Annotated in this window: 5 protein-coding genes; 1 reads left to right on the top strand and 4 read right to left on the bottom strand. The window is 40.5% G+C overall.

Features of this window, described 5'->3' with window-relative positions; genetic code table 11:
* Nucleotides 1-356 (top strand): helix-turn-helix domain-containing protein (locus BIY37_RS14150; protein ID WP_201789355.1); only part of this gene is annotated, 356 nt, incomplete at its 5' end.
* 61 nt (nucleotides 357-417) lie between these two features.
* Here the strand turns inward: BIY37_RS14150 and BIY37_RS14145 are convergent.
* The 4 genes from BIY37_RS14145 to BIY37_RS14130 all read right to left on the bottom strand — a co-directional run bounded on the left by BIY37_RS14145 (nucleotide 418) and on the right by BIY37_RS14130 (nucleotide 2980).
* Entirely contained in the window at nucleotides 418-699 is a 282-nt protein-coding gene (locus tag BIY37_RS14145; RefSeq protein WP_143299102.1) for a hypothetical protein, read from the bottom strand.
* 238 nt (nucleotides 700-937) lie between these two features.
* Nucleotides 938-2272, bottom strand: a complete 1335-nt coding sequence (locus BIY37_RS14140; RefSeq protein ID WP_070065834.1) for a hypothetical protein — start codon at nucleotides 2270-2272, stop codon at nucleotides 938-940.
* Between the two features lie 121 nt (nucleotides 2273-2393).
* On the bottom strand, nucleotides 2394-2645 hold the full coding sequence (locus tag BIY37_RS14135) for a DUF4926 domain-containing protein (protein WP_070065833.1): 252 nt from the start codon (nucleotides 2643-2645) through the stop codon (nucleotides 2394-2396).
* Entirely contained in the window at nucleotides 2642-2980 is a 339-nt protein-coding gene (locus BIY37_RS14130; protein ID WP_070065832.1) for a DUF6883 domain-containing protein, read from the bottom strand. Before BIY37_RS14130 ends, BIY37_RS14135 begins: the two co-directional genes overlap by 4 nt.
* Between the last annotated feature and the right edge of the window lie 251 nt (nucleotides 2981-3231).

The following is a 3231-nucleotide window of genomic DNA, read 5'->3' as shown; positions in this document are numbered from 1 at the left end:
GGGTGAAAGACAAATTTCTTTCCACAAGGAAAGACGAGAAAGAAATTCCCCAACTTAAAAAATTAAAATCAAAGATACCTATTACAACGATTATTCGGTATGTATGTAATGAATTCAGGTGTAGCGAGGATCAAGCAAAAATCAAGGGGCGTAAGAATAACAAAGTGCGGGCAATTGCAATGTATCTTGCCCGAGACCTGAGCGGGGTATCAGGTAAGGAGCTTGGTATATTTTTCGGTGGTATATCAGGTGCGGCGATTACCATGAAATATAACCAGATTAATGCCGAACTACTGCGGAATAAAAAACTGCGTGGTAAGATAACGAATCTGAAGAAACAATTACTTAATATTTAAGATGTGACCCTTCGCCTTTCTTCTTCGCCTTTCTTTTCACCTTTCTTCTATTTTGTTAGATTTAAAGAACAACGGTAAAGAAAAGTATTAGGCCAACCACCAGTATTGGTAAAAGGAAAACTTCACCTCCCACAAATAGTTTTAGAAAAACATAAAATGCAGATTGCACTACCATACTGACAAAAAATAGTATTAACGTTGTCCAGATGCCATTTTCCTTACCGTAAAATATTAATCCAATAATCAACGCTATTGCAGACAAACGATAAAACCATTGGAATAGCCCAGTATGTTGTCCGAAAAAGATTGATCCTGTGTTCATAGTATCTCTTCTTAGTTCCATAAGGCTTCTCTGCAATATGCATAGTGGGGCCACTACTATGGAAAGGATCACTATATCCTTTATCTCGATGTTCGATAGTTTTGAAGTAAAAACTGTAACGATTCCGGCGACTACAAAAATTAATAAAATGCGGAGTAACATTCTTTTCTCCTCTTATTATTTAATGCTTAACGCTACCCATAAGCCGCGCCGCTTTTTGGCGTCGGCTTGATGGGTTTGTTATGTTTGTCCCGTGTGCTCATGAGAACGAGGACTTACCAAATTTCTTGTGAAACTTGGAAGGGAATTGGTCTTGCTTGAGATAGAACTTGGGAAATTTTTCTTCTTTAATCCAAGCATAACCATTCAACTTGTCTTTTAACGCCCCATACTGAGCTGGAATAGCCAACTCCTCCATTATTCTTTTTACAAATGCACGATATCTCCTTCCTAAGAAATATTGCTTATATAGAACAGAAGGAATAGGTAGCTTTATGCCGGTATCATCTCCAGTAATATCAATCCCAAGGATTGCCGTTGGTGGTGAAATGGTAATGAAACGTTTTTCTATACCTCTCTCCAAGAGAATATTTCTACCGACCACGTCGATTTCGTGACCGAGTTTTGAAAGACCCCTGTAGTCGCCTTTTTTAATTGACTCCTGAATATGTGACAACATGCCACGCAATTCTGTTGTCGAAGTTTCATCTCGGAGCTGGAATAAAACATCGAGAAAATCTTTTCCACTAACACTTTCCCGAATTAGCAAGGGAAGAAATCCCGGTAAATTTATCGTGCTAGCAGAATCCACCTGCCCTAAGGCAGATAGCGCATCACGCACTTTTCCTCGGAACTTGCCGATGCCTCCCGTGAACACTTCTGCAAAATCTTTTTGACTTTTCGCACCTATACTTGCCCTATTTAAAAAGTCGTACGCAAAGAAATCTCTCAACGGGTGCGGGATGTAAGCGCAGTCATGTTGGGCGGCAAAGACTTGGTGCCAAATATATTGGCTACCAAGCCAGCCCATTACCGACAACATGCGCTGTACATGCCTCGAAAGCTTGTCCCATGAAACCGCCGAGTTATCGGTCCCAACAATGTGAAACTGCTGGCCTAAATCCTCGTTAGCTGGACTGGCAAGTACAGCCTCAATTAGTGGACTTTCTTTATCAATTCCATGGGCCCGGAAAACTAAGAAGAAATCGGACGTAGAATGTTCCCAGATGAAGTCACTGAACGCGTTAACCTGGGAAAAGTACTCGGAAAAAAGAGAGCGATCTGAGCCTGAACGAAAAGCTTCCGTCCATACGCCGATTAAGGAAGAAGATATTTCAATGAGTTCATTATCTTCATTCTTATTCAACGGTTCGAATTGAAAAACCTTGTGGTGAAGCAACGCTTTTCTTGCAGGCGTCAATTCCTTCTTGTAGTTATCTGGAACAACAATCTGCTCATTTAGTAAAACTGCCTCACAGAATCTGGATAAACTAACGTGCTCTATGTCTAGCAACGATGGCTCTTTCAGGGGTGCCTTACCCAGCGCCCTCTGAACACTAGAGATTGTTGAGTTATCAATGAGTACCCTGCTCATCGGTGACCTCTAAACATAACAATAATTAGGCTTTCTTTTTCCTTAAATCTTAATTCTGCTGCAACGATATTCAGGTGAAAAATTCGTTAGTTTTTTTAATTGAGGCGCACCCCGGTTACTTCTACTCCTTTCCCTCTGCCACCAATGAACGAATACTAAAAATCTCGTTTTCTGTTAAGGGCTCAATTGCTGACTCAGGTACAATTATCACTGCTATTGTGTCTCCAAGAGCATTAAATACTTCTAATGAATATCCGTCTTCGCCCTTAGAAACAGGGTGATGCTCAACAATAGTGGCAACGTCCCCTCTCTTTAATCTTTTTTCAGGAATATCTTTTAACAAAACGACTTCTTCAAACAATTTATATGTCATTTATATATCTCCCCTTTGTCTGGATACATAGTAATGAACTTTGTGTTTCCTGTTTCATTTTCAGTCATCCAAATTGTGCATACTCTCAGACTTTTTCCATTCGGTCCGATTAATTTTCCTCTGATTTCATACATTTGACCATATTGTGTATTTTCAATTAGCGCGACATCGAGTGATAAAATCTGATTACGCAAATCACTTTCCAGTAACTGCCAGTTTTCGAGGGTGTAGCCTGCCTTTGCTAACCATTGTGATTTATCATTTCGCTTTCTTGGAACTAATAGATATTGTATCAGTTTCTCATGCGCAATCAGAGTATTATTAGGCAGTTTCATTATTATCCATCTGTTTATATGCCAATATTAGCATAACGCGGGGCTGAGCCGCCGCGAAGCGGTCGGTTTCGTGCCCCTGGTTCTCCCGTAGCGTAGCGGAGGAATGGGGCACCGGCTCAGCCCCGCGTTCTCCCTGAGCGAAGCGAAGGGAGAACCAGTTATTAGATAGTTACAGTCTCAGGTTATAGCAATATTATCATAATCTGTCAATAAAAAATATAACTTGACGTATCTATCGGATTTCATTATAC

Source organism: Candidatus Brocadia sapporoensis (assembly GCF_001753675.2).
Lineage (GTDB): Bacteria > Planctomycetota > Brocadiia > Brocadiales > Brocadiaceae > Brocadia > Brocadia sapporoensis.
Note: the sequence above shows the minus strand (reverse complement) of the source record. Positions and strands in the feature narration are given on the sequence as shown.

Coding starts and splice junctions, on each gene's coding strand:
- BIY37_RS14130 (WP_070065832.1), bottom strand. CDS start 2,980: ATGAAACTGCCTAATAATACTCTGATTGCGCATGAGAAACTGATACAA.
- BIY37_RS14140 (WP_070065834.1), bottom strand. CDS start 2,272: ATGAGCAGGGTACTCATTGATAACTCAACAATCTCTAGTGTTCAGAGG.
- BIY37_RS14135 (WP_070065833.1), bottom strand. CDS start 2,645: ATGACATATAAATTGTTTGAAGAAGTCGTTTTGTTAAAAGATATTCCT.
- BIY37_RS14145 (WP_143299102.1), bottom strand. CDS start 699: ATGGAACTAAGAAGAGATACTATGAACACAGGATCAATCTTTTTCGGA.